Consider the following 20012-nt stretch of genomic DNA (forward strand, 5'->3'; position numbering starts at 1 on the left):
TCGTGCTGTCGTGTCGGTGAGGTGTCGAACCCGTCAGTCGCCCGCGACGGGCGCCGGGCGCAGCGCGTCCTGGAGCAGGCGGGTCAGGTCGGCGGGAGGCTGGATGCCGCTGACGGGCGGCCTGCCGTCGATGATGAGCATCGGCACGCCGTTGACGCCCCGCTCCTTCGCCCTGCGCTCGTCGGCGCGGACGTCCTTGGCGTAGGCGTCGCCGTCGAGCAGCGCGCGGACCTGCCCGGCGTCGAGACCGGCCTCGACACCGACGCGCTCCAGGACCTCGGGGTCGCTGACGTTGCCGCCCTCGCAGAGGTAGGCGCGCAGCAACCGCTCCATCACCTGGTCGGCCAGGCCGTGGTCGGCGGCCAGGTGACGCAGCCGGTGGGCGTCGAAGGTGTTGACGGGCCTGGCGAGGGTGAGGTCGATGTCCACGCCCTCCGCCCGGCCGAGGGTGTGGATCAGCTCGACCCTGGCGCTGCCCTGCTCGCCCCACCAGTCGCCCATCGCCTCGGCCGCCGTCCTGCCGGGAGTACGGCCCTCCTCCGGCGACAGCTCGTAGCTGCGCCAGACGATCTCAAGCCGCTCCCTGCCCTCCGTCCCGGCCAGGGCCGTCTCAAGACGCCTTTTGCCGATGTAGCTCCACGGGCACAACACGTCGGCGTAGACCTCGACGGTCCTGGTCTGGTTATCGGTAGACATGGGGAATCCTCCCGTCCCGCGGCCAGTGCGCGGCGAACTCGGAAAACGGGTTTCGACGCCTTCGATGCTGCAACCTCAAGCACGCTAGAGGTCAAGCCGGGAAGTGATTGTCGGCGTTTCGGCCAACCCTTAGGACGACCCTCCCGATATGGCGACGGCCCTCGATGATCTCGTGTGCCCTGGCCACCTGCCGGAGAGGGAGGACGGCGTGGACGACGTCCTTGACGCTGCCGTCCCTGAGATGGTCCACCAGCAATTTGTGGTCCGTCCGATAACGATCGGGACGGGCGGCCCGCCAGGCGGAAAGGGCAAATCCCGTCACATATTTAATCCCTATCAACTCCATGGGCGATATGTGAGGAATATCCAATCCACCGTGCGATGACCCGTAGAACACCAGTCGTCCGAACGGCGCCAGCAGACCGATCCCCTGCCGGAGCACCTGCCCCCCGACGCTGTCTAGGACGACGTCCACCCCGGCGCCGCCCGTCGCCTCCCGCACCCGCTCCGCCCAGTCGTCCTCGCCGTAGTCCACGACCAGGTCGGCGCCCAGATCCCGGACGAAGTCGCGCTTGGCCGCCGACCCCGCCGTCGCGATCACCTGCCCCGCCCCCGCCAGTACGGCCAGCTGCACGGCCAGGTGACCGATGCCGCCGGAGGCCGCGTGGACCAGCACCCGCTCCCCCGGCCGCAGGTCGGCCACGCCGAGCGTGCCCATCGCGATCGGCCCCGAGCCGGGCAGTACGGTCGCCCGCACGGCGTCCAGGTCCTCCGGCACCGGCACGAGCGAGGCGGCGTCGAGCACCGCGTACTCGGCGTAGGCGCCGTGCAGCGTGTAGGCGCCCACCCGGTCGCCGGGTCGTACGTCCTCGACGCCGGGGCCGGTCTCGACGACCACGCCGACGACGTCGCCGCCGAGCACGATGGGGAACGTCGGCCGCCACATCGGGGCGGGGAAGAGGTCACGCCGCATCTGGGTCTGCGCGAACCCCACGCTGACGGCCTCGACCTCGACCAGCACCTGCCCGGGTCCCGGCCTCGGCACCGGGACCTCCTCGGGACGCAGCACCTCGGGCGGGCCGTACTCGTGGACGCGGACGGCGAGCATCGTCCCCTCAGTCGGCATGGGGCCGCCGTCCGCGTCCCTCACGCAGGGTGCTCGCCAGCCATTCGAGCTCCCGCAGGACCTCCTTGGCCGTCGAGGCGTAGCCCTCGGGGTCCTTGGGCCTGCCGTCCTCGCCGAAGACCTCCCTGGGGAACTGGAAGGTGAGCACCTCGCGCACCGTGACCGCCTCAAGGGCGGCCAGGATCTGCCGGGTGTGCTCGGCCGCCCGTATGCCCCCCGAACGCCCGCCGTAGGAGACCAGCGCGACCGGCTTGGCCCGCCACTCGGCGTCGCTCCAGTCCAGCGCGTTCTTCAGCGAGGCGGGCAGGCTGTGGTTGTACTCGGGGGTGACCACGACGAAGGCGTCGGCGGCGGCGAGCCGTCCGGAGAGCCGGGCCGCGACGGCCGCGACCTCGGGGGCCGGGTCGCTCCCGAAGGCGGGCAGCACGACCGGCAACGGCAGCTCCGCCAGATCGACGACGTCCGTGGTGAACCGCCCGTACTGGGCGACCTGCTCGGCGAACCAGCTCGCCACGGTCGGCCCGAAACGGCCCTCACGCACGCTTCCCACGACCAGGGCCAGGTGCAGGGGTGTCTGTGTCATCGGGACTCCTATCGGGAGGTGTGGACCAGCCGCTCGACGGCGGCCAGCGCCTGGGAGGGGCCGGGAAGCAGGGACATCTCGTGGGCGACGTCGCGGGCGCGCTGCCGGTAGGAGGGGGTGCCCAGCACCTCCCGGCAGGCCTCGGCCACGTTCTCCGGGGAGTCGTCCTCGGGAGGCAGCATCCTGGCGGCGCCGTAGTCGGTGAGCCTTCTGGTGAAGCCGAGCGCGTAGGGCAGGTAGGGGATGAGCAGCTGGGGCACTCCGTAGTGCATGTTCCCCAGGACCGTGGTGCCTCCGGCGTGGCTGACCACCAGGTCGCAGGTCGGGGCCACCACGTCCAGCGGCAGCCAGCCGGCCCTGACGTTGTCCGGCAGGGGCCGCAGCGCCTCCGCCACGTCGGCGGGTGCCGCGACCAGCAGCTCCACGTCCAGCGCGCCCACCTTGGCGACCAGGCCGCTGAGGATCTCGAAGTCGCGGTCCGGGGTGACCCGGCTGCCCGCGGAGACCAGCACCCGGGGCCTGTCCCCCTTGGTGTACATCCAGGACTCGACGCGACCCTTGGTGGAGTAGGGGATGTATCTCATGATCTGGGCGGGCGGCGCGTCCGCCTCCCTGAGGCTGGGCGGGCAGATGTCGACGAACAGGTCGGAACGCGGCATCTCGTGGAAGCCGAGCCGCTTCAGCCAGGGCCCCAGCTCCGCGGCGGCGGCCAGGTCGATCGTGCGGGGCTCGCCCATGTCGACCGCCTGCTTGACGTACGGCACGCCCGCGTGGCGGGCGACCAGCGGCGCGGCGAAGACCAGCGTGCCCCCGACCACCACGTCGGGGCGCCAGCGGTCGGCGAAGTCGAGCAGCCCCTCAAGGCACCAGCCGGCGTAGCGCCCGAAGCAGCGCCCGTTGAAGATGTAGCGCTCGTGCAGGTCGGTCGGGATCGGACGGCGCTCGCCGTCGTCGTACAGCAGGGTGTCCAGCATTTTGCGCGAGGTGACCGCGACGGCCGTCAGCCCGGCCGAGGTGATGGTCGGCACCACGTTCTCCGGGGCCGCCATCACCACCTCGTGCCCGGCGTTACGCGCCGCCTGGGCCAGCGGGATGATCGAGAAGATCACCCCGGACGTCCCCCCGGCCACGAACAGGACTCTCACGCCACGACCTCCTCGGTCAGCAGGGGAACGAGGTCGGCGGGCAGCGGCATCTCGTGGATCTCGGCGCGCAGCCGGTGCGCCGCCTGCCCGTAGGCGGGATCGGCCAGCACCTCCCGGCAGGCCGCGACGACCTCCTCCGTCTCCACCGGAGCCCCCGGGACCGCCGAGTCCCCGACCTGTCTGGCCGCCCCGAGACGCGCCAGCCTGCCGGCGTGCTCGTCGAGGCCGGGGTCACCGGGCAGCAGGACCTGCGCCGCCGCCCGTGCCAGGCAGGTCAGGACGACGTCCGGGCGCCCCCGGTGGACCACGACGTCCCCGGGCCGTACGGCGACGCCGAGCGGGACCCGGCCTGCGCGCACGCCGGGCGGCACCGGCCCCTCCTCCTGGCCGGTCACCACGATCTCGGCCTCCAGCTCCCGCAGCCCCTCCAGCAGGTCCGGCCGCGTCTCACCGTGGTCGTGCACCAGGACACGCGGCCTGTCCTGTCCCGGGTGGACCCACGGCGGCAGGGCGCTCTGCGTCTCGTAGGGGATGTGCCGCAGCGGCAGGGCGGGGGCCGCGTCGGGGGCACGCAGGCTGGGCGGCGCCACGCTGACCGAGCGCCAGGGCGCGGGAAGCTCGTACAGGCCGAGTTTCTCCAGCTCCGGTCCCAGCTCGGCGACGGCCGCCAGCATGTGGACGACCGGCTCCGCCAGATCGGTCGCGAACCGGACGTACGGCATACCGCCGTCGTGCGCGGCCAGCGGCGCCGCGTAGGCCGTGGCGACCCCGACCACCCGGTCGGGACGCCAGTCCCGCACCAGGGCCAGCAGCCCGTCCAGGCCGTCGGCGGCGAAGCGGCCGAACACCCGGCCCACGGCCAGGTCGTGTTCGTGTCCCGGCTCGGGAAGCTCGACGGTCCGCCCCCTGCGGTCCACGAGGAAGTCGGACAGCGTCCTCGACGAGATCGCGACCCCGGGCAGGCCCGCGGCGGCGACGACGGGAAGGACGTCCTCGTGACCCGCGACGAAGACCTCGTGCCCGCCGAGCCGTACGGCCTGGGCCAGCGGGACGAGTGGATAGCAGGCCCCGGCCGTGTGGCCCGCCACGAAGAGAACTCTCATGCGCACGTCCCCGGTTTCTGTCGAGGGTTTGGTCAGGCGTGACAGGCGGGCAGGCCGCCGTTGAACTCGACGATCTCCCCGAACACGGCGGGCACGTCCAGCGGCAGGCCCGGCTCACCGCCCGGTTCGCCGAGTTCGAGCAGTGCCCGGTGCAGGTTGCCCACGAGCCGCTCGGGGTCGAGCAGCCCGCCGTACTCGCCGAGGGAGCACTCGCGGGCCGTGCCGAGGGCGTCGAGCCCGCGCCGTGCCCCGTCGGCCGCGACCCGCAGCAGCCAGCGCAGGTAGGCCTCGGTCTCGTCGAAGGCGTGCGGCCCGGCGACGGGGCCGTGGCCGCCGACGACGACCTCGGGGCGCAGCTCCCGCAGCAGGTCCAGGGTGGCCAGCGTCCCGCTGACCGTCCCCATCATCACGAACGGCGTACAGCCCGGCATGACGATGTCCCCGGCGAACAGGACGCGTTCCTCCGGCAGCCAGACCACGGTGTCGTGCCGGGTGTGCGCGGGACCCGCCGAGATGAGTTCGATCCGCCTGCCGCCCGCGTGCACCGTCAGCCGGTCGGTGTAGGTGACGCCGGGCGGCACGACCCCGACGTCCCCCCACTCCACGTCGGGCCACAGCCCGGTCAGCGCGAGCCCGGTCTCGGCGATCTCCTCGCGCGTGCCCGCGTGGCTCACCACGGTCGCCTCGGGGCCGAAGACCGCGTTGCCGAAGACGTGGTCGCCGTGGAAATGGGTGTTGACCACGAGCCTGCGCTCTCCCCCGGCGACCCCGTCGACGGCGTCCCGCAGCGCCAGGGCCCGGCGTTCGGTGGCCGCGGTGTCCACGACCACGGCCCCGTCGGGCGTGGTGATCACTCCGGCGTTGTTGAGGCACCAGCCCCCGTCCGGCTGGAGGTAGGCGTGGACGCCCTCGGCCACCTCGACCAGCTCAGGCGCGACCATGAGACGTTCCCCTTTCTGTGGTCGTTCCTGTGGCCGGTCACCCCGCCGACGGCAGGGCGGACCGGCTCACGAACGCGCCCGCCACGGCGGGCAACTGCAGCCCGGCGTGACCCGCGCCGGTGGTCACGTCGCGCCAGTGCCGTTGCAGCGGCTCGCTCTCCGACTGGCCCCTGCTCCCCGAACTGCGCAGCAGCCGGTCGGCGGCGGTCGCGAGCAGGTCGGCCGCCAGCGCGCAGTCACGCCCGTTGCGCGCGGTGAGCAGGGCGTCGACGGGCGCCTGGTCGGCGACCTCGGCGACCCGCCGCAGCAGCAGGGCCGCCGCGTCCACCTCGCCGTCCGCGCGGGCCAGGGTCAGCTCGTAGGAGCCCCTGCCGACCCCACCGGAGATCGCCCCGGCGGGCGCGAGCAGCTTGTCGCGCACCAGCTCCGACCAGCGCCGCAGCGCGCCGCGCGCGGCGCCGAGCAGCGGGGCGGTCAGGGTGAGCCCGTTGCCCGCCTTCATCGGCACCCGGTGGCAGACGGCCCGCGCGTCGGGGGCCTCACCGGCGAGCAGGTCGTCGAGCGCGACCGAGCGGGCCTCGGGGACCTCGGTCTCGTCGAGGATCAGGGTGTTGCTCCCGGTCGCCCGCATGCCGCTGTTGAACCAGGTGTCGGCGACGCCGTACGCGGCGCGGGGGACCGCGAAGAACCTGGCCCCCCGCTCCGTTCTCGCGCACAGCAGCGCCCAGTCCGAGTGGGCGATCCCGCTGACGTACGGCCACTGGCCGCGTACCCGCCAGCCGCCGGAGACCCGCTCGGCCGTACCGGCCTGGACGAGGCCCCCCACGATCACGGCGTGGGGGCCCTCGGCCCAGACCTCCCGCCGCCCCTCCTCGGGGAGGTAGGCGGCCAGTCTGCCGGTGCCCGCCGTCAGGGACGCGAACCAGGCGGCGGACGCACAGCCCTCCCCCACCTGTGTCACGGCGGACAGCAACTCGGCGAAGCCTCCCGCCGCGCCGCCGTACCCGGCGGGCACGAAGTGCCTGACGAAGCCCGCGTGGACGATCGCCTCGACCACGTCGGGGGTGAGCTGTCTGTTCGCCTCGGCCTCCGCGGCACGCTTGGCGGCCACGGCGGCGGTCTCCCTGACGGCGTCAGGGGACAGGGAGGCGGGGGTGGCTTCCGGCATGTCGGATCACCCGATGGTGGTCGTGGTGAAGGTCACGGGGCTCGCCGGGTCCACGTAGTTCTCGAACGGGTCCCACTGACCGCTGACGGTCTGCTCGCGGTACCAGTAGAAGGCCGGGTCGGCGAAGCTGGAACCGCCGGGCGAGGTCGTGACCGTGCCCGTGGCACCCGCCCGGACCTTGACCACCAGGTCGGGCACGTCGAACTCGACCCCGCCCTGGAAGGTGCCGTTGCTGCGCAGGACCAGGTCGGAGCCGTTCCGCTCGACCCAGAAGTGGGCGCCGCCGAGGTTGCTGCCCCCTTCGAGGCGGTAGCGCAGGATGGTGGCGTCGCCGGAGACCCGGTAGGCGATCCGCAGGTCGGTCAGCGTCTTGTTGTGCGCGGGCACCGCGAAGATCGGCGCCGAGTCGAACCTGACACGGAAGTCGTCGCCGGGCTCGACCGTCGCGGGGGCGGTCACGGTGTAGTCGCGGGTGTAGCCCTCGATGGGGGTCCACACGCCGTCGATGCGGGTCCGCGAGATGTACGGAACCGTCACCGTCGCGGTGGTCCGCACGGCCCCCGTCGCTGTCCCCGTCGCCCCCGTCGTCGTGGTCTGCCGGGCCTCGGCCGGGGCGGTCAGGCCGGTCAGGGCCACGGCGGCGAGGCAGGCCGCGGCGGCGGTACGGAGGGTCCACTTGTTCATGCGTGTTTCCTTCGTTCGTTACCCATTGTTTTCCAGGAGGTTTTCCGGGTTTTTCGGCGCGAGCCGTCCCCGGCGTAGGAGAGACACGAGGTCAGGAGGAGATCAGGGTGGTGGTGAAGACCACCGGCGCGTCAACGGGGACGTAGCACTGGAAGGGGTCCCACTGGCCGTTGACCGCGTGCTCACGCGTCCACCCGAAGGCGGGCCGGTCGAACCCGGAGCCCCCCGGCGACGTGGTGACCGTGCCCGGCCCCTCCGCGCGCACCGTGACGACCAGGTCGGGCACCGCGACCTCGACCCCGCCCGCGATGGTCCCGCCGAAGCCGACCACCAGGTCGTCGTCCTGCCGCTCGGCGGTGAACTCCAGCCCGCCGGGGGTGTCGCCCCCGCGCAGCTCCCACTCCAGTACGGCCGCCTGGCCGGAGACCCGGTAGGCGATCCGCAGGTCGGTCAGCGTCCGGTTGAACGCGGGCAGGGCCAGGATCGGCGCGCTGGCGAAGACGACCGTGAACTCCTCTCCCGGCGCGACCCGTTCCGGAGCGGTCACCGTGAAGTCCCTGGAGTACTCGATCGGCGTCCACTCGCCGTCGATCCTGGTCCTGGCCAGGTACGGCACGCTCACCGCGACACCTCACCGTTCACTGAGCCGTTCACTGAGCCGTTCACTGGGCCGCCCGCCGCCGCGCCGACCGTGGTGGCCGGTTCCGGCTGCCAGTCGTGCTCGACCCATCGGGACCTGACCAGCAGGCCGCCGTCGGCGTCCTCGACCAGCACGTCGTGGACCACGCAGCTCGGCGCGATCTCCGGCTGCCTGACCCCGGGGCGGGTCGCGACGACGAGCACGTAGAAGGTGGCGTGGATCTCGCCGCCGGAGCCCGGTTCCACGCGCAGCATGTTGAACCAGTGGCGCCGCTGCACGGGGTCGCCGGCGAAGCGCTCCCGGTGGAAGGCCTTCAGCTCCTCGGCGATGCCCGCGCGGGTCCTGGCCGCGGGCCGTCCCGGCGTGTGCCGGAACTCGCCGTCCTCGGTGAAGGTCTCGGCGTAGGCGTCGAATTCACCACCGTCGAGCGCGTGCATCTGGGTGGCGTGGAACTGCTGTATCCGCGCGTACAAATCCGGTGGGGCCGTAACTTCTCTCATCTGGCGGACTCCTTTCGAGAAGTCCTCATAATGCTAGAAAGAGGCGCTCGAATGACACTTGAGAAACATGGCCGACCGCTCATCCGGACTCCGCCACGGTGCCGCGAGCCCCGTTCAGCTGCCGGATATTTCCGGATTCAACACGGGCAAGGGCATCAAGGATGGCATTCTGCCTAATGTCCCTTTTTGTGGAGAGTTCCGGGTAATTTCCCACGCCGTAGACCCGTTCCGCCTCCGAGCTCAGCAGCTCGATCGTCTCCTCCGTCAGCTCGGGACTGCCGAGTTCCCGCCAGCTCGCCTCAAGTCCCCGGCCCAGGTGCCCGAGCCAGCGGCGCAGACCTCCCTCGCCGCCCCCCAGGTGGAAGGCCTGGAACGGCCCGACCGTCGCCCACCGCAGGCCGATCGAGTTGACCACGACGCTGTCCAGCTCCTCCATCGTGACCACGCCCTCGCGGACCAGGTGGATGCTCTCCCGCAGCAGCGCCGTCTGCAGCCGGTTGGCCACGAACCGGGGCACCGGCCTGCGCAGCGCGATCGGGACCTTGCCGACCGAGCGGTAGAAGGCCATCGTCTCCTCGATCGCCTCCGGGGTGGTGCGCGTGCCGCCGACCACCTCGACCAGCGGCACCACGTGCGGCGGGTTGAAGGGATGGCCGACCACCAGCCTGCCCTGGTCCGGGACCCGCTCGCCGAAGTCGTCGGGCACCAGCGTCGAGGTCGAGGACAGCAGCAGCGCCCCGGGCGGGGCCGCGCCCGCGATCACCCCGAACAGCTCCCGCTTCAGCGCCGGGTCCTCCGGGGCGTTCTCCTGCACCACGTCGGCGCCGGAGACCGCCCGCGCCACGTCGGGTTCGAAACGCAGCCCGGCCAGCAGCTCCTCCGGGTCACGCCCGCCGCCGGGCAGCGTCGGCGCGAAGGTCCGCAGCCCCTCCTCGACGACCCGCCGGGCGTCGGGGCGCCTGCTGTTGACGGTGACGTCCAGCCCGTGCGCCGCGAACAACGTGATCCAGCCCAGCCCGATCGTGCCCGCGCCGATGACCGTCACGGCGCCTGGTCGCGTTCCCATCCGTTCCGTCCTCCCTGTCGGGCTTGTCGGGCTCACCAGCCGACCGCTCCGGTGTTGAGGCAGGCGAGCAGGGAGCGCGCCTGGACGTTGACGTAGTGCGGGTGCCGCGCCAGGAAGCGCAGCTGCCCCGGGGTGACCCAGCGGAAGCCGGGCGGCGGGTCGAGCGGCGCGTCCGCCTCGTTCACGTCCACCACCAGGTAGCGGCCCTCCGCGTTGAGGAACCTGCCGCCCTCTTCCGAGTGGATCGCCCGGTAGCGGACGCTCTCCGGCCCGGCGGTCAGCACCAGGTCCAGGAAGGGCGGCCGGTCGGCGCCGCTCAGGTGGGCGTAGTTCTCCGGGGTGTACTGGACGGTCGGGGCCAGCTCGATCGTGTCGCGCAGTCCCGCCTCCGCCTTGGCGTGCACCAGGACGTGCGGGACCCCGCCGATGCGCCTGGTCAGGAAGGCCGTGACGGCCAGGCCGTGCGGTTCGAGCAGCGGCTGGGTCCAGCGGGTCACCTCGCGGTTGCCCGCCGCGACGGAGACCGCGACGATGCTGAAGTAACGGCCCGCGTCGTGGTCGATGGACCAGGGGCCGCGCCGCCAGTCGTTCACCTCGGTCAGCGGCATCAGCTCCACCCGCATCTCCCGCCTGGCCCGCTCCGCGGTGAACCAGGACAGCAGCTCGGTGTCGCTGTGCAGCGCGCCCGCCTCGTCGGAGCCGATCGGCGCGCAGGCCAGGACCGTACGGGCGTCCATGTTGACGACGTTGTCCCGGCGCAGCAGCTCCCCGATCTGCCCGAGCGTCAGCCAGCGGAAGTCGTCGCCGATCGGGACGTCCTCGTCCACCTCGACGATCATGTTGCGGTTGATCTTCTGGTGGAACCACGAGCCCTGCTCCGACTGGAGCACGTCGGCCAGGACCCGTCCCCTGGTGGGATCGACGAAGTACTCCAGGTAACGCACCTCGGAGCCCCGGTGCACCTTGGTGTAGTTGCTCCGGGTGGCCTGGACGGTCGGCGACAGTTGCAGCAGGTTGGGGTTGCCCGGCTCCATCTTCGCCTGCATCAGCAGGTGCGGAACCCCGTCGAACTCCTTGAGCAGCAGGCCGAGGATGCCGACCTCGGGCTGTCTGATGATCGGCTGGTCCCAGCTCAGGACGGGCCCCTGGTCGGCCGTGACACGCAGCCCCTCGACGGTGAAGAACTTGCCGCTGTGGTGGGCCAGCCTCGCGCCGTCCTCGACGAAGTCCCACTGGTCGAGTCTGGCGAACGGGATGCGTTCGACGACGAAGCGGTGGGCCAGGGCGCGTTCGGCCAGCCAGTCCGTGACCTGCGCGGTGCTCAGCTGCCAGCCCGCCGTCGTCTCCGCCAGCGAGCGCGCGAGCCGTTCGGCCAGTCCGGCGTCCTCCCTGGCGCGCAGCCTCGGCAGGTCGAACAGCCCGGCCGTCATGCCCCCACCCCCGCCGCCGTCCGCAGGGCGTGTTTGACCGGCCCCCACCAGCCGGGGTTGTCCCGGTACCAGGCGACCGTCTCGGCCAGCCCCCGCTCGAACGGTACGGCGGGCCGGTAGCCGAGTCGTTCACGGATCTTGGTGTCGTCGAGGGAGTAGCGCCGGTCGTGCCCCTTGCGGTCGGCCACGGGACGGATCACCGAGCGGTCGGCGCCGAGCAGCGCGATCAGCCGTTCGGTGACGGCGATGTTGGTCTGCTCGCTGCCGCCGCCGATGTTGTAGACCTCACCCGCGCCTCCCCCGGTCAGGACGAGCTGGACGCCCCGGCAGTGGTCGTCGACGTGCAGCCAGTCGCGGACGTTGAGGCCGTCGCCGTACAGGGGCAGCGGCTCGCCTTCGAGCAGGTTGGTGACGAACAGCGGGATCATCTTCTCGGGGTGCTGGTGGGGGCCGTAGTTGTTGGAGCAGCGGGTGATCGAGACGTCGAGCCCGTAGGTGCGCCAGTAGGAGCGGACGAACAGTTCGGCCGCCGCCTTCGAGGCCGCGTAGGGGGAGTTGGGCAGCGGCGGGCACTCCTCGTGCCAGGAGCCCTCCTCGATGGAGCCGTACACCTCGTCCGTCGAGACGTGCACCACCCGCTCGACCCCGGCCGCGAGGCAGGCCTCCAGCAGCGTCTGGGTGCCGCCCACGTTGACGTGCGCGAACTCGGCGGCGTTCCTGAGGGAGCGGTCGACGTGCGTCTCGGCGGCGAAGTGGACGACCGCGTCGTGCCCGGGCAGCAGGTCGAGCAGCAGCGGCAGGTCGCAGACGTCGCCGTGCACGAATTCGAGGCGGGGGTGCCCGATCGGCAGGTTCGCGATGTTGCCGGCGTAGCTGAGCTTGTCGAGCACGGTGACCCGGACGTCGTGGAAGCCCGGGTAGCCGTCGTCGAGAACGGTGCGCGCGTAGTGTGAGCCGATGAAACCGGCGCCGCCGGTGACCAGCAGTCTCATGCCGCCGTCTCGATTCTGGCCTCGTCGCCGACCACGAGCCGTAACACGCCGTCCGGCGGACGCCCCCCGACGACCGTGCCGCGCCCGATGACGGAGTCACGCAGCCCCGCCACGCCCGTCAGGCGGGCCCCGTCCATCACGACCGAGTCCCGCAGCCGGGTGCCGCTGATCACGCACCCCCTGCCGACGGTCGTGCCGGGGCCGATCTCGCTGTCCTCGACCACGCTGTCGCCGCCGATGAGCGCCGGGCCCTCGATGCGGGACCGTACGACACGGGCGCCCGCCTCGACGACCACCGGGCCGGTGACACCGCTGGCCGCGTCGATCGAGCCGTCGAGACGCGGGGGCAGGCCGCCGAGCAGCCGCCGGTTGCAGTCGAGGACGTCCTCGACCCGGCCCACGTCCCGCCAGTAACCGGGGTACTCGGCGGCCGTGACCTCGGCCCCGTCGTCGACCAGCCACTGGATCGCGTCGGTGATCTCCAGCTCGCCCCTGGCGCTCGGCCGGATGGCGGCGACGGCCCGGTGGACGGCGGCGGTGAAGAAGTAGACGCCGATCAGGGCGAGGTCGCTGCGGGGCCTTCGCGGTTTCTCGACCACCCGCTCAAGCCTGCCGTCGGGGCCGAACTCGGCCACTCCGAACGACTGCGGATCGGCGACCTTGCGTACCACCACGTGTGCGGCGGGCCGGTTCGCGGTGAAGCGCGCCGCGGGCTCGGCGACCCCCTCGGGCAGCATGTTGTCCCCGAGGTACATCACGAAGTCGTCCTCCCCGAGGAACGGCCTGGCGATCGTGACGCAGTGCGCCAGGCCGAGCGGCTCGTCCTGCGGGATGTAGGTCACGCTCATCCCCAGCCCGCCGCCGTCACCGATCGCCTCGCGGATCTGCCGTTCCCCGGCGCCGACGACGATCCCGGCCTCGGTGACGCCGACGGCCCTGAGGTTGTCCAGGACGTGTTCGAGAACCGGTCTGTTGACGATGGGGATGAGCTGTTTTGGCATGGAGTAGCTGAAAGGGCGCAGGCGGGTTCCCGTCCCGCCTGCCAGCACCAGAGCCTTCACGGCGGAGTCCTCTCTGGACGATCTCGACGATCGCGGCGCCGGGCCGCTATGTGCTCTCCCGTTGCCGCTGGAACCCGTTGACGACCTCAAGCCAGCGCTCGTGGTCGGTGACGCGCTCGGCGGCCTGGTCGGCGACCTCGGGATGCGGAAGGATCAGGAACCGCTCCTCGGCGATCCCCTTGAGCAGCGCGTCGGCGACCTCCTCCGGGCCGATGGCGGTGGAGGTGAGCGTCAACCCGCTCGAACTCGCGGCCCTGCGCGTCTCGGTGCGGACGCCGCGGGGGCAGACGGCGTGCACGCTGACGCCGCGGTGCCGGTAGGTCAGTGACAGCCACTCGGCGAAGGCCAGCGCCGCGTGCTTGGACACCGCGTACGGCGCCGCCCCGACCATGGTGAGCAGTCCCGCCGAGGAGACGACGGAGACGAAACGCCCCTGCCCCCGTTCGAGCCAGCCGGGCAGCAGGTCCCGCGCGGCCCGCACGTGGGCCATCACGTTGACCTGCCAGGCGCTCTCCCAGTCCTCCTCGGGCGCCTCGGGACCACCGGCCCGTACGGCTCCCGCGTTGGCGCAGTAGACGTCGATCCGCCCGCCGAGCAGGCGCAGGGCCTCGGGCACCAGGCCCCGCTCCGCGTCGCCGGGCAGGGCGATCCCGCCGATCTCCCCGGCCACCTCCTCGGCGCGCTCAGGGTGGCGGTCGTTGACGACGACCCGGGCGCCCTCCTCGGCGAACCGCCTGGCCAGCGCGGCCCCGATGCCGCGTCCCGCGCCGGTGACCACGACCGCCGCCTCTCGCAGGCCCATGCCGTACGGCTCCTCTCTCACGCGCCGTGCCCGGCGGCCCGCAGGCCGTCCAGGGCCCGGCTCGCGGCGTAGTCCGGCAGGATCCCGGCGCGTTCCGCCTCGGCGAGCGTGGGAGCCCGCCGGTCGCGCTCGGACAGGACCAGGTCCAGGTCGCGCGGCAGCGGCAGCCCCAGGGCCGGGTCGAGCGGCGAGACCGCCAGCTCGTTCTCCGCGACGTATCCCGTGGACAGCAGGTAGGAGACGGCCGTGTCGTCCTCAAGCGCGACGAACAGGTGCCCGACGCCGACCGGGAGGTAGACCGACCTGAAGTCCCGCTGGTCGAGGACCACGCTGTCCCACACGCCGTAGGTCGGCGACCCCACCCGGGTGTCGAGGACCACGTCCAAGGCGACGCCCCCGGCGCAGTAGGCGTACTTCGCCATGCCGGGGGGTGTGGCGGTGAAGTGGACGCCGCGGACCACCCCGCGCCGCGACCGGCTGTGGCTGGCCTGCGCCACCGGGAACAGCGGGCGCCCGACCGCCCTGACGAACGGTTCCTCCTGGTAGGGCGACAGGAAGAAGCCCCGTTCGTCCCCGAACACCTCGGGGGTCAGCTCGTAGGCCCCCTCGACCTTCAGCTCGCGGACGCGCATCCCGCTCACCCGGCGCCCAGGACGCCGACGTACAGGCCGGGCCCCGCCCAGTCGTGCTCGACGAACTCCGCGGCGAAGCCCGCACGGGTGAAGGCGTCGAGATACTCCCGCCTGGAGAACAGCGACATGACGTGGACGTCGGAGTGGTGGCTGATCCCCGTCTCCGGGTGGGCGGCCGTCCAGTGCACCTCCATCCGGCTGGCGGCTCCCTCCCGCTGCCACGTCGAGTGGGAGACCCGGGAGACCGTCAGGCCGCCGACCTTCACCACGTCCCCCTGGACGTGCCCGGGGAGGAAGTTCTCCGGCGCCCACCAGGGTTCGACGACCACGACACCACCCGGGTTGAGGTGCCTGGCGAAGCTCTCCAGCGTCGCGGTCAGCTCACCGACGTCGGCCAGGTAGCCGACCGAGCTGAACATGCAGGTCACCGCGTCGTAGGTGACGCCGAGGTCGAACTTGCGCATGTCGCCCTGCCACAGGGGCACCCCGGGGACCCGGTCGCGGGCCCTGGCGAGCATCCGCTCGGACAGGTCGACCCCGGCGACCTCGCCGAACGTCCCGGCGAAGTGACGCAGGTGCGAGCCGGTCCCGCAGGCGACGTCGAGCAGGCTCCGCGCGCCGGGGTTGCGCTCGCGGATCAGCGCCGAGGTGACCGCGGCCTCCCGCTCGTAGTCCTTGCCCCTGCCCTCGTAGACCACCTCGTAGAGGTCGGCCCTGTCGTAGGCCCCGAGGACCTCGCTCTCGTTCATCTGACGCCCTCCAACGGGTCGGCTCCTACAGCGTGGACAGCACTTCGCGCAGCGCGGCGATCACCTTGTCCTGCAGCTCCTCCGACAGCGCCGGGTACATCGGCAGGGAGAAGATCTCCTTGGCCAGCCGTTCCGTCACCGGCAGCGACCCGGCGCCGTAGCCCAGGTGGGAGAAGCCGGTCATCGTGTGCACCGGCCAGGGGTAGCTGATGTTCAGGGAGATCCCGTACGACTTGAGCCGCTCGATGATCCGGTCCCGTTCCGGGTGGCGGACCACGTACACGTAGTAGACGTGCTCGTTGCCCGGCGCCGTGGACGGCAGCAGCAGCCCGCCGGGGCCGGTGAGGTCGCCGAGCGCCTCCTCGTACCGCCTGGCGACCGCCTGACGTGCGGCGATGTAGGAGTCGAGTCTGCGGAGCTTGCGGCGCAGGATCTCGGCCTGCACCTCGTCGAGCCGGGAGTTGTGCCCGGGGGTCTGCACGACGTAGTAGACCTTCTCCATGCCGTAGTAGCGCAGCCGCCGCAGGTTCTGCTCGATCTCGTCGTCGGAGGTGGCCACCGCCCCCGCGTCGCCGTACGCGCCGAGCACCTTGGTCGGGTAGAAGGAGAAGGCCGCGGCGTCCCCGAGCGTCCCGGCCAGCCTGCCGTGGTGACGGGCGCCGTGCGACTGGGCGCAGTCCTCAAGGATCTTCAGCCCGTGCTCGTCGGCCAGGGCGCGCAGCGGCGCGAAGTCCACGCACTGGCCGTACAGGTGCACCGGCAGCAGCGCCTTGGTCCGCGGGGTGATCGCGGCGGCCACCTGGGCGGTGTCCATGAGGAAGTCCTCCTCGCGGACGTCCACGAAGACGGGCCTGGCCCCCGCCCCGTCGATGGCGACCACGGTGGGGGCCGCGGTGTTGGACACCGTGACGACCTCGTCGCCGGGGCCGACCCCGAGCGCCTCAAGCCCCAGCTTGACGGCGTTCGTCCCGTTGTCCACGCCGACGCTGTGCCTGAGCCCGTGGTAGGCGGCGAACTCCTCCTCGAAACCCTTGACGCTGGGCCCCAGGATCAGCTGGCCGGAACGGAAGACCGTGTCCACGGCGTCGAGGATGTCCTCGCGCTCGTTGTCGTACTCCGCCAGGTAGCTCCAGACGTAGGTGCTCATGAACGTGCTCCCGGTCCTTCCGGTGGTCAGCTGTGGGCTCCGATGAGGGGGAAGACGCGGTCGTCGTCGAGCGGCTGGCCGGGCAGCAGCCCGCCCAGGTCGTCGGGGACGAGGTCGCTCGGCTCGTAGACGGCTTCGGCGTCCATGTAGACGGTGGCCAGCGAGACCCTGACCTCGTCGGTGTCGTTGCGGCCCGCCAGGTGCAGGACCCGCTCGTGGTGGAAGGTGACGTCCCCGGCCCGGACCGGGACGGTGACCCGCGGCTCCCAGACCAGGTTCACCGGGCAGCGGAAGGGGTCCTGGTCCCCGGAGTCGTCCCGCTCGTGCGGGACCAGGTGCGAGCCGGGGATGTAGCTCATGCAGCCCCGCTCGACCGGGACGTCGGTCAGCGCCGCCCAGGCGGTCAGGCCGATGGACCGGCCGGCGAACGGGATGGCCGGGGCGTCGGCGTGCAGCGGGGTCAGGGCCGACCCCGCGGTGCCCTTGCGCAGGAGCTCCGACTTGAACAGCCGCAGCGGGCCTCCCGCCAGCCGTTCGGCGACGGCTGTCACCCGGGGGTGCAGCGCCAGGCCGCGCAGTTCCTCACTGACACGGTCGACGTGGGGAACCCAGTCCATGACCCGCCCGTCGGCCCGGTCCCAGTTCACCTTCTCCGCCTCGTCGAGACGGAGAAGGGAGACCGCCAGGAGGCTCTCCACCTCCTGCGGCGTCAGTACGCCGGGGATTCGGATGAACCCCTCCCGCCGATAACGCTCAACCACTTCGTCGGAGACGAGGTCGGGCATGTGCCTGCTCCTTCCCGTGTGCCCCGCGGCGCCCTCGTGGACGCCGGGAACGATCGGACGGCGCGAGTGTCTCCGACACGACTCGAAGCGCGGTCGAGCCTTCCTCCATCGGGTCCCCGAGCCGATTTCGAGCTGTGCTCAAGGCGGCTGACCCATGCTGCTGCTGGCTCCGCGATCGACGGACGCCCGCACACAGGTACACAGCCTGGAGGTACGCCGATGGAAAGTTCAGCCAGAGGCCGGCGCGTCGTCATGACGGGGATGGGCGTCCGCACTCCCGGCGGGGCAGGCACCAAGGAGTTCTGGGACCTGCTCACCTCGGGGAGGACGGCCACCCGCCGGATCTCCTTCTTCGACGCCTCACCCTTCCGCTCGCAGGTCGCGGCCGAGGCCGCCTTCGACCCCGTCGCCGAGGGCCTGACCCCCCGGCAGATCCGCAGGATGGACCGGGCGACGCAGTTCGCCGTCGCCTGCACCCGGGACGCGGTCGCCGACAGCGGACTCGACTTCGACGCGCTCGACCCCTACCGGGTCGGGGTGAGCCTGGGCAGCGCGGTCGCCTCGGCGACCAGCCTGGAGAAGGAGTACCTCGTCATGTCGGACGCGGGCAGGAACTGGCTCGTCGACCCCGCCTACCTGTCGCCGCACATGTTCGACTACCTGAGCCCGGGGGCGATGCCCGCCGAGGTCGCCTGGACGGTCGGGGCGCAGGGGCCGGTGACGATGGTCTCCGACGGGTGCACCTCCGGCATCGACGCGGTCGGCCACGCCGTACGGCTCATCCGGGAGGGCAGCGCCGACATCATGATCGCCGGGGCGACGGACACCCCGATCTCGCCGATCGTCGTCGCCTGCTTCGACGCGATCAAGGCGAGCACACCGCGCAACGACGACCCCGAACACGCCTCCCGGCCCTTCGACCGGACCCGTGACGGCTTCGTCCTCGCCGAGGGGGCCGCCGTGTTCGTCCTTGAGGAGTACGAGGCGGCGCGGGCCAGGGGCGCGCACATCTACGCCGAACTCGGCGCCTCGGCGACCCGGTGCAACGCCCACCACATGACGGGCCTGACCAGGCACGGCCGGGAGATGGCCGAGGCGATCAGGAACGCGCTCGACGACGCGCGGGCCGACGCCACCGACATCGACTACGTCAACGCCCACGGCTCGGGCACCCAGCAGAACGACCGGCACGAGACCGCCGCCTTCAAACTGGCGCTCGGCTCCCACGCCTACCGGGTGCCGGTCAGCTCCATCAAGTCGATGGTCGGCCACTCGCTCGGCGCGATCGGCGCCATCGAGATCGCCGCCTGCGCGCTGGCCATCGAGTACGACGTCGTGCCGCCGACCGCCAACCTCCACGAACCCGACCCCGCCTGCGATCTGGACTACGTGCCGCTGACCGCCAGGGAGCTGCCGGTGCGCACCGTGCTCACGGTCGGCAGCGGCTTCGGCGGCTTCCAGAGCGCCATGGTCCTGCGAGCCGTCGCGTGAGCGGCCCGGCCGTACGGCCCGCGCCGGCCGGGCACGTTCCCACGGTCGTCACGGGCGTCGGCGTGGCCGCGCCCAACGGCCTGGGCACCGAGGAGTACTGGCGGAACGTGCTCGAAGGCCGCAGCGGCATCACGGACATGACCAGGTTCGACACCTCCGGCTACCCGTTCAAACTGGCCGGGCAGATCACCGGGTTCGTCGCCGAGGACCACCTGCCCGCCAGGCTGCTGCCGCAGACCGACGTCTCGACCCGGCTGGCGCTGGCCACCGCCGACTGGGCGCTCGCCGACGCCGCCGTCGAACCCGGCGACGGGGAGAACTACGACATGGGGGTGATCACCTCCAACGCCACCGGCGGGTTCGAGTTCACCCACAGGGAGTTCCACAAGCTGTGGGACCAGGGGCCGTCCTACGTCAGCGTCTACGAGTCCTTCGCCTGGTTCTACGCGGTCAACACCGGCCAGATCTCCATCCGCAACGGGCTGCGCGGCCCCGGTGCCGCCCTGGTCGGCGAGCAGGCGGGCGGGCTGGACGCGCTGGGGCACGCCTGCCGTACGGTGCGGGAGGGCACCGGCCTGGTGATCAGCGGAGGGGTCGACTCCGCGCTCGACCCGTGGGGGTACCTCTCCCAGTTCGCGGGCGGCCTGGTCAGCGCGGAGTCCGACCCGCGCCGCGCCTACCTGCCCTTCGACGCCGCGGCCGGCGGCTACGTGCCCGGCGAGGGCGGGGCCGTACTGGTCGTGGAGTCCGCCGAGGCCGCCGAACGCCGGGGAGCGCCGCGGATCTACGGTGAGATCGCCGGATACGCGGCGGCCTTCGACCCGCCTCCCGGCTCCGACCGGCCGCCCGCGCTGCGCCACACCGCCGAGCAGGCCATCGCCCGCGCCGGTCTGCGGCCCGGCGACATCGACGTGGTCTTCGCCGACGCCGCGGGCGTGCCGCGCCTCGACCTGGCCGAGGCCCAGGCCATCAGCGGCCTGTTCGGCCCGGGGGCGGTGCCGGTGACCGCGCCCAAGGCCCTGACCGGACGGCTCTACGCGGGCGGCGGCCCGCTGGACGTCGTGACCGCCCTGCTGTCCATCAGGGACGGGGTGATCCCGCCGACCGCGCACACCAGTGACGTCCCCGGCTCCTACGGCATCGACCTCGTCGTCGGGGAGCCGCGCGCCCTGCCGGTCTCCACCGCTCTCGTCGTGGCCCGTGGCAGGCACGGCTTCAACGCGGCCGTCGTGGTACGCGCCTGGACGAACTGATCCCGTTCCCAGCCCGAA

At 72.2% G+C, this 20012-nt stretch carries 21 protein-coding genes; 2 read left to right on the forward strand and 19 right to left on the reverse strand.

Annotation, left to right across the window (positions count from 1 at the left end; translation table 11 throughout):
• Nucleotides 1-33 precede the first annotated feature (33 nt).
• The 19 genes from ACFOYY_RS27740 to ACFOYY_RS27830 all read right to left on the reverse strand — a co-directional run bounded on the left by ACFOYY_RS27740 (nucleotide 34) and on the right by ACFOYY_RS27830 (nucleotide 17250).
• The gene (locus ACFOYY_RS27740) at nucleotides 34-696 is read right to left on the reverse strand and encodes a DsbA family oxidoreductase (protein WP_386193411.1); all 663 of its coding nucleotides are present in this window, start codon (nucleotides 694-696) and stop codon (nucleotides 34-36) included.
• Nucleotides 697-787: 91 nt separating this feature from the next.
• Entirely contained in the window at nucleotides 788-1822 is a 1035-nt protein-coding gene (locus ACFOYY_RS27745; RefSeq protein ID WP_386193413.1) for a quinone oxidoreductase family protein, read from the reverse strand.
• Nucleotides 1812-2405, reverse strand: coding sequence for an NADPH-dependent FMN reductase (locus tag ACFOYY_RS27750; RefSeq protein ID WP_386193416.1), 594 nt, complete (start codon nucleotides 2403-2405; stop codon nucleotides 1812-1814). The genes ACFOYY_RS27745 and ACFOYY_RS27750 overlap by 11 nt, the downstream gene beginning before the upstream one ends.
• Before the next feature lie 8 nt (nucleotides 2406-2413).
• Nucleotides 2414-3550 (reverse strand): nucleotide disphospho-sugar-binding domain-containing protein, encoded by a 1137-nt coding sequence (locus ACFOYY_RS27755; RefSeq protein ID WP_352009891.1) that lies wholly within the window; start codon nucleotides 3548-3550, stop codon nucleotides 2414-2416.
• The gene (locus ACFOYY_RS27760) at nucleotides 3547-4653 is read right to left on the reverse strand and encodes a nucleotide disphospho-sugar-binding domain-containing protein (protein ID WP_386193419.1); all 1107 of its coding nucleotides are present in this window, start codon (nucleotides 4651-4653) and stop codon (nucleotides 3547-3549) included. Before ACFOYY_RS27760 ends, ACFOYY_RS27755 begins: the two co-directional genes overlap by 4 nt.
• 32 nt (nucleotides 4654-4685) lie before the next feature.
• Nucleotides 4686-5594 (reverse strand): MBL fold metallo-hydrolase, encoded by a 909-nt coding sequence (locus ACFOYY_RS27765; RefSeq protein WP_352009893.1) that lies wholly within the window; start codon nucleotides 5592-5594, stop codon nucleotides 4686-4688.
• A 37-nt stretch (nucleotides 5595-5631) separates the two neighbouring features.
• Entirely contained in the window at nucleotides 5632-6762 is a 1131-nt protein-coding gene (locus ACFOYY_RS27770) for an acyl-CoA dehydrogenase family protein (protein ID WP_352009894.1), read from the reverse strand.
• 6 nt (nucleotides 6763-6768) lie between these two features.
• A complete protein-coding gene (locus tag ACFOYY_RS27775; protein WP_362910161.1) occupies nucleotides 6769-7446 on the reverse strand; it encodes a hypothetical protein in 678 nt (225 codons plus the stop codon).
• Nucleotides 7447-7537: 91 nt separating this feature from the next.
• The gene (locus tag ACFOYY_RS27780) at nucleotides 7538-8068 is read right to left on the reverse strand and encodes a hypothetical protein (protein WP_352009896.1); all 531 of its coding nucleotides are present in this window, start codon (nucleotides 8066-8068) and stop codon (nucleotides 7538-7540) included.
• On the reverse strand, nucleotides 8065-8586 hold the full coding sequence (locus ACFOYY_RS27785; RefSeq protein ID WP_386193423.1) for a nuclear transport factor 2 family protein: 522 nt from the start codon (nucleotides 8584-8586) through the stop codon (nucleotides 8065-8067). Before ACFOYY_RS27785 ends, ACFOYY_RS27780 begins: the two co-directional genes overlap by 4 nt.
• A gap of 79 nt (nucleotides 8587-8665) precedes the next feature.
• On the reverse strand, nucleotides 8666-9652 hold the full coding sequence (locus tag ACFOYY_RS27790; RefSeq protein ID WP_386193426.1) for a 3-hydroxyacyl-CoA dehydrogenase NAD-binding domain-containing protein: 987 nt from the start codon (nucleotides 9650-9652) through the stop codon (nucleotides 8666-8668).
• Between the two features lie 32 nt (nucleotides 9653-9684).
• A complete protein-coding gene (locus ACFOYY_RS27795; protein WP_386193429.1) occupies nucleotides 9685-11082 on the reverse strand; it encodes an NDP-hexose 2,3-dehydratase family protein in 1398 nt (465 codons plus the stop codon).
• Entirely contained in the window at nucleotides 11079-12074 is a 996-nt protein-coding gene (gene rfbB / locus ACFOYY_RS27800; protein ID WP_362772510.1) for a dTDP-glucose 4,6-dehydratase, read from the reverse strand. The genes ACFOYY_RS27795 and rfbB overlap by 4 nt, the downstream gene beginning before the upstream one ends.
• Nucleotides 12071-13135: a glucose-1-phosphate thymidylyltransferase gene (locus ACFOYY_RS27805; RefSeq protein WP_352009901.1), complete on the reverse strand. Its 1065-nt coding sequence runs from the start codon at nucleotides 13133-13135 to the stop codon at nucleotides 12071-12073. The genes rfbB and ACFOYY_RS27805 overlap by 4 nt, the downstream gene beginning before the upstream one ends.
• 46 nt (nucleotides 13136-13181) lie before the next feature.
• Entirely contained in the window at nucleotides 13182-13937 is a 756-nt protein-coding gene (locus ACFOYY_RS27810; protein WP_352009902.1) for an SDR family NAD(P)-dependent oxidoreductase, read from the reverse strand.
• A gap of 17 nt (nucleotides 13938-13954) precedes the next feature.
• Nucleotides 13955-14569, reverse strand: a complete 615-nt coding sequence (locus ACFOYY_RS27815) for a dTDP-4-dehydrorhamnose 3,5-epimerase family protein (protein ID WP_386193433.1) — start codon at nucleotides 14567-14569, stop codon at nucleotides 13955-13957.
• A gap of 5 nt (nucleotides 14570-14574) precedes the next feature.
• Complete coding sequence (locus ACFOYY_RS27820) at nucleotides 14575-15318, reverse strand: class I SAM-dependent DNA methyltransferase (RefSeq protein ID WP_352009904.1); 744 nt, start codon at nucleotides 15316-15318, stop codon at nucleotides 14575-14577.
• Nucleotides 15319-15343: 25 nt separating this feature from the next.
• A complete protein-coding gene (locus ACFOYY_RS27825; RefSeq protein ID WP_352009905.1) occupies nucleotides 15344-16465 on the reverse strand; it encodes a DegT/DnrJ/EryC1/StrS family aminotransferase in 1122 nt (373 codons plus the stop codon).
• Nucleotides 16466-16491: 26 nt separating this feature from the next.
• On the reverse strand, nucleotides 16492-17250 hold the full coding sequence (locus tag ACFOYY_RS27830; protein ID WP_386193436.1) for a phytanoyl-CoA dioxygenase family protein: 759 nt from the start codon (nucleotides 17248-17250) through the stop codon (nucleotides 16492-16494).
• A gap of 219 nt (nucleotides 17251-17469) precedes the next feature.
• Here ACFOYY_RS27830 and ACFOYY_RS27835 point away from each other — a divergent pair, with 219 nt between their 5' ends.
• Together ACFOYY_RS27835 and ACFOYY_RS27840 are read left to right on the forward strand one after the other, a co-directional pair.
• Nucleotides 17470-18741, forward strand: a complete 1272-nt coding sequence (locus ACFOYY_RS27835; RefSeq protein WP_352009907.1) for a beta-ketoacyl-[acyl-carrier-protein] synthase family protein — start codon at nucleotides 17470-17472, stop codon at nucleotides 18739-18741.
• Nucleotides 18738-19994, forward strand: a complete 1257-nt coding sequence (locus ACFOYY_RS27840; RefSeq protein ID WP_386193439.1) for a ketosynthase chain-length factor — start codon at nucleotides 18738-18740, stop codon at nucleotides 19992-19994. The genes ACFOYY_RS27835 and ACFOYY_RS27840 overlap by 4 nt, the downstream gene beginning before the upstream one ends.
• Nucleotides 19995-20012: the final 18 nt, after the last annotated feature.

It is taken from the genome of Streptosporangium jomthongense (assembly GCF_042650425.1).
GTDB lineage: Bacteria > Actinomycetota > Actinomycetes > Streptosporangiales > Streptosporangiaceae > Streptosporangium.

What these genes read in the sequence shown, in the direction of transcription:
- ACFOYY_RS27740 (WP_386193411.1), bottom strand. Translation starts at nt 696, where the DNA reads ATGTCTACCGATAACCAGACCAGGACCGTCGAGGTCTACGCCGACGTG.
- ACFOYY_RS27745 (WP_386193413.1), bottom strand. Translation starts at nt 1,822, where the DNA reads ATGCCGACTGAGGGGACGATGCTCGCCGTCCGCGTCCACGAGTACGGC.
- ACFOYY_RS27750 (WP_386193416.1), bottom strand. Translation starts at nt 2,405, where the DNA reads ATGACACAGACACCCCTGCACCTGGCCCTGGTCGTGGGAAGCGTGCGT.
- ACFOYY_RS27760 (WP_386193419.1), bottom strand. Translation starts at nt 4,653, where the DNA reads ATGAGAGTTCTCTTCGTGGCGGGCCACACGGCCGGGGCCTGCTATCCA.
- ACFOYY_RS27765 (WP_352009893.1), bottom strand. Translation starts at nt 5,594, where the DNA reads ATGGTCGCGCCTGAGCTGGTCGAGGTGGCCGAGGGCGTCCACGCCTAC.
- ACFOYY_RS27770 (WP_352009894.1), bottom strand. Translation starts at nt 6,762, where the DNA reads ATGCCGGAAGCCACCCCCGCCTCCCTGTCCCCTGACGCCGTCAGGGAG.
- ACFOYY_RS27775 (WP_362910161.1), bottom strand. Translation starts at nt 7,446, where the DNA reads ATGAACAAGTGGACCCTCCGTACCGCCGCCGCGGCCTGCCTCGCCGCC.
- ACFOYY_RS27785 (WP_386193423.1), bottom strand. Translation starts at nt 8,586, where the DNA reads ATGAGAGAAGTTACGGCCCCACCGGATTTGTACGCGCGGATACAGCAG.
- ACFOYY_RS27790 (WP_386193426.1), bottom strand. Translation starts at nt 9,652, where the DNA reads ATGGGAACGCGACCAGGCGCCGTGACGGTCATCGGCGCGGGCACGATC.
- ACFOYY_RS27795 (WP_386193429.1), bottom strand. Translation starts at nt 11,082, where the DNA reads ATGACGGCCGGGCTGTTCGACCTGCCGAGGCTGCGCGCCAGGGAGGAC.
- rfbB (WP_362772510.1), bottom strand. Translation starts at nt 12,074, where the DNA reads ATGAGACTGCTGGTCACCGGCGGCGCCGGTTTCATCGGCTCACACTAC.
- ACFOYY_RS27810 (WP_352009902.1), bottom strand. Translation starts at nt 13,937, where the DNA reads ATGGGCCTGCGAGAGGCGGCGGTCGTGGTCACCGGCGCGGGACGCGGC.
- ACFOYY_RS27815 (WP_386193433.1), bottom strand. Translation starts at nt 14,569, where the DNA reads ATGCGCGTCCGCGAGCTGAAGGTCGAGGGGGCCTACGAGCTGACCCCC.
- ACFOYY_RS27820 (WP_352009904.1), bottom strand. Translation starts at nt 15,318, where the DNA reads ATGAACGAGAGCGAGGTCCTCGGGGCCTACGACAGGGCCGACCTCTAC.
- ACFOYY_RS27825 (WP_352009905.1), bottom strand. Translation starts at nt 16,465, where the DNA reads ATGAGCACCTACGTCTGGAGCTACCTGGCGGAGTACGACAACGAGCGC.
- ACFOYY_RS27830 (WP_386193436.1), bottom strand. Translation starts at nt 17,250, where the DNA reads ATGCCCGACCTCGTCTCCGACGAAGTGGTTGAGCGTTATCGGCGGGAG.
- ACFOYY_RS27835 (WP_352009907.1), top strand. Translation starts at nt 17,470, where the DNA reads ATGGAAAGTTCAGCCAGAGGCCGGCGCGTCGTCATGACGGGGATGGGC.